Source organism: Roseicyclus sp., from assembly GCF_052168335.1.
GTDB lineage: Bacteria > Pseudomonadota > Alphaproteobacteria > Rhodobacterales > Rhodobacteraceae > Roseibacterium.
On sequence record NZ_JBQLZP010000405.1, the window covers coordinates 1 to 3684 of the forward strand.

Genomic DNA, 3684 nt, shown 5'->3' on the forward strand with positions numbered 1-3684 from the left:
ACCGCCACGATCAGGAGGATCGTGGGCAGGAGGAGCGCGGCGGCGCGGAGTTTCTGTCCCCAGGGCAGGCGCGGCTCGGGCGGCGGCATCCGGTCGCGGTTCATCCAGGCCCAGAGCATCGTGTAGCCGCCGAACATCGCCGCAAGCATCAGGCCCGGCAGCACGCCCGCCAGGAAGAGCCGCGCGATCGACTGCTCGGTCGCCGCGCCGTAGACGATCAGGATGATCGAGGGCGGGATGAGGAAGCCGAACGTGCCCGAGCCGGCCAGCGTCCCGATCGCCATGCGGTCGTCGTAGCCGCGCGACCGAAGCTCCGGCAGCGACATCCGCCCCACGGTCGCCGTCGTCGCGGCGGAGGAGCCCGAGACCGCAGCGAAGAGGGCGCAGCCCATGATGTTGACGTGCAGGAGCCCGCCCGGCAGCCGCCGCGTGAAGGGCGAGAGACCCCGGAACATGTCCGAGGACAATCGCGAGCGGAACAGGATCTCGCCCATCCAGATGAACATGGGCAGCGCCGTGAGGTCCCAGATGTTGAGCGAGGCCCAGGCCTTGGTCGCGAAGACGGCCCCGACCGGCGCGGGCGTGGCGAGCGTCATCGCGACGAGGCCCACCACGATCAGCGAGAAGCCGACCCAGAGCCCGAGTGCGAGGCAGCCGAAGAGGACGATCACAAGGACGATGGAGAGCGTGACGAGATCCATCTCAGTGGCCCCCCTCGTCGATGGTCTTGGCGCCCTCGGCGGCGACGAAGGCGGGCGTCCGGCCGCTGAGCGCCGTCACCAGCTCGTCCAGCAGCGCGAGCGCGAAGATCGCGAGGCCGAGCGTCATCGCCCCCTGCGGCAGCCAGAGCGGGATGCGCACCATCCCGAAGGAGACCGAGTTGAACTGCCAGCTGTCGAGCGCCTGGAGCCAGGAATGCCACGTCGCGAAGGCGGCCAGCCCGAAGGCCGCCGCGAGGACGAGGACCGTCAGCGCGCGGGCGGCCGCGCCGGGCAGCACCTTGGCGAGGATCGTGACGCGCACGTGGCCCGCCGCCCGCAGCGTCGCGGGCAGCGCGAGAAACGCCGCGCCCACGAAGAGGAAGCCGCCGATCTCGGCCAGCGAGGGCACCTGGAGGCCGAGCGCCTCGCCCCCCGTCGCGAGGATCACGCGGTCGAGGATGCGGCCCGCGATCTGGAAGAACACGAGCGCCGCGATCGACACGAGGCCGAGCGCCGAGGCGACCAGCGCCGAGGCATAGATGAGGTCGAGCGCGCGTCGCATGAGGCGGCCTCCCGGTTTCGCGATGTGGGATGGAGAAAGGGCCGGACGTTTCCGTCCGGCCCGTCTGCGCGTCGCGTTACTGCGCGGCCTGGTAGGCCTCGACGATGGCGGCGCCCTGCTCGCCCGCCCGCTCGAGCCAGGCGGCGGTCATCGTCTCGCCGGCGGCGGCCAGCGCCGCGGACAGCGCCTCGGAGGGCTGCACGATGGTCATGCCGTTGTTCTCGAGTTCGGCGATCTGCACCTCGGTCTCGGAGGCGCTCATCTCCCAGCCGCGGGCCTCGGCGGTGGCGGCCGCCTCGAGCAGCGCCGCGCGCTGGTCCTCGGGCAGCGCGTTCAGCGCCTCGGTGTTCACGAAGACCACGTTCTTCGGCAGCCAGGCGTTCACGTCGATATAGACGTTCGTGTAGTCCCAGGCCTGCGAGGAGACGCCCGTGGAGGGCGAGGTCATCATCGCCGAGACGCGGCCGGTGGCGAAGGCGGTCGGGATGTCGCCCGCCTCCACCTGCGTCGGCACCATCCCGAGGATGTTGGCCAGTTCCTCGGTCGCGGTGTTGTAGGCGCGGAAGGCCACGCCCTGAAGCTCGGCGGGATCGGTCACTTCCTCGGTCAGGTAGAGCGACTGGCCCGGCCATGGCACGGCGTAGAGCAGCGTCAGCCCCTGTTCGGCCAGAAGCTCCTCGACGGCCGGGCGGGAGGCATCCCACAACGCCTGCGCGTCGGCGTAGCTGTCGGCGAGGAAGGGGATCGAATCGGCCTCGAAGACCGGGTTCTCGTTGGCGAGCCGCGACAGGAGGATCTCGCCGATGGGCGCGAGGCCGCGGCGGACGGCGTCCTTGATCTCGGGATGGCCGAAGAGCGAACCCGCGGAATGCACCGTGATGTCGAGCTGGCCGCCCGTCGCCTCGCGCACGTCGTCGGCGAAGGACAGGATGTTCTGCGTGTGGAACACGGTGTCGCCGTAGGGCGTGGGCATGTCCCAGGCGGTCTGGGCCGCGGCGGGCAGGGCGAGGGCCATCGCCGTGGTGGCGAAGGCGAGGCTGCGGAGGGTGAGGGTCATCGGTCGGGTCTCCCGTGCTGGCGAACCGGTGCGGTTCTTCTGGTGGCGTTCCGGGCTCTTGGTTGACCCGGCGTAAATCGAGCTTGACCCCTCACCGACAATTTGTCAACAAAATGTAATCGAATTGCGGAAGACGGGTCTTGCCCTCCTTCCCGACTGCCCGGAGAACGGGCGGCAGCATCAGGGAGACCGACATGGCCGACGCATCCACGGCGAAGCTCTGGGATTTCTGGATCGACCGGGGCGGCACGTTCACGGACGTGGTCGGCCGGGCGCCGGACGGCGCGCTGCATCCCCTGAAGCTCCTGTCCGAGAACCCCGAGGCCTACGAGGACGCGGCGATCGAGGGCATCCGGCGCCTGCTCGGTGGCGAGATCGACCCCGGCCTGATCGGCACGGTGAAGATGGGCACGACGGTCGCCACCAACGCGCTGCTGGAGCGCAAGGGCGACCGGACGCTGCTGCTCATCACCAAGGGATTCCGCGACGCGCTGCGGATCGCGTACCAGGCCCGGCCCGACATCTTCGCCAAGGAGATCGTCCTGCCCGAGCAGCTCTACGAGCGGGTGGTCGAGGTGGCCGAACGGCTGATGGCGGATGGCTCGGTCGAGCGGCCGCTCGACGCCGAGACCGTCCGCGCCGCGCTGGAGGAGGCCAGGGCCGACGGCATCGACGCGGTCGCGATCGTCCTCATGCACGCCTGGAAGAACCCCGCCCACGAGGCGGCGCTCGCCGCGATGGTGCGCGCCATGGGCTTCGGCCAGGTCTCGGTCAGCCACGAGGTCAGCCCGCTGGTGAAGCTCGTCGGGCGCGGCGACACCACGGTGGTGGACGCCTACCTCTCCCCGATCCTCGGGCGCTACGTGGCGCGTGTGGCGGGGGCGCTGGGCGCGACGCCGGCGGGCGAACCCGGCCCGACGCTCCAGTTCATGATGTCCTCGGGCGGCATGACGGCGGCCGAGAAGTTCCAGGGCAAGGACGCGATCCTGTCCGGCCCCGCGGGCGGTGTCGTCGGCATGGTCGAGACGGCGGCCGATGCCGGGTTCTCGCGCGTCATCGGCTTCGACATGGGCGGCACCTCGACGGACGTGGCGCATTTCGCGGGCGACTACGAGCGGGCCTTCGACACCGAGGTGGCGGGCGTCCGCATCCGCGCGCCGATGATGCGCATCCACACGGTGGCGGCGGGTGGCGGCTCGATCCTGCACGCCGATCCCGGCCGCTTCCGCGCGGGCCCCGATTCGGCGGGCGCCAACCCCGGCCCCGCCTGCTACCGACGCGGCGGCCCGCTGACGGTGACGGACGCGAACGTCATGCTCGGCAAGCTCCGGCCCGAGTTCTTCCCGCGCGTCTTCGGCCCCGGC

Annotated in this window: 4 protein-coding genes; 1 reads left to right on the plus strand and 3 read right to left on the minus strand. The window is 71.0% G+C overall.

The genetic code is table 11. The annotated features are described in order from the left end of the window. The 3 genes from ACTS11_RS12430 to ACTS11_RS12440 form a co-directional block, all read right to left on the minus strand. Nucleotides 1–701 (minus strand): TRAP transporter large permease (locus tag ACTS11_RS12430; protein WP_442640631.1); only part of this gene is annotated, 701 nt, incomplete at its 3' end. 1 nt (nt 702) lies between these two features. Next, nucleotides 703–1263, minus strand: coding sequence for a TRAP transporter small permease (locus ACTS11_RS12435; protein WP_442640632.1), 561 nt, complete (start codon nt 1261–1263; stop codon nt 703–705). 76 nt (nt 1264–1339) lie between these two features. After that, a complete protein-coding gene (locus ACTS11_RS12440; protein ID WP_442640633.1) occupies nt 1340–2320 on the minus strand; it encodes a TRAP transporter substrate-binding protein in 981 nt (326 codons plus the stop codon). A gap of 194 nt (nt 2321–2514) precedes the next feature. Here ACTS11_RS12440 and ACTS11_RS12445 point away from each other — a divergent pair. Further along, the coding region (locus ACTS11_RS12445) for a hydantoinase/oxoprolinase family protein (RefSeq protein WP_442640634.1) at nt 2515–3684 on the plus strand (1170 nt) is incomplete at its 3' end.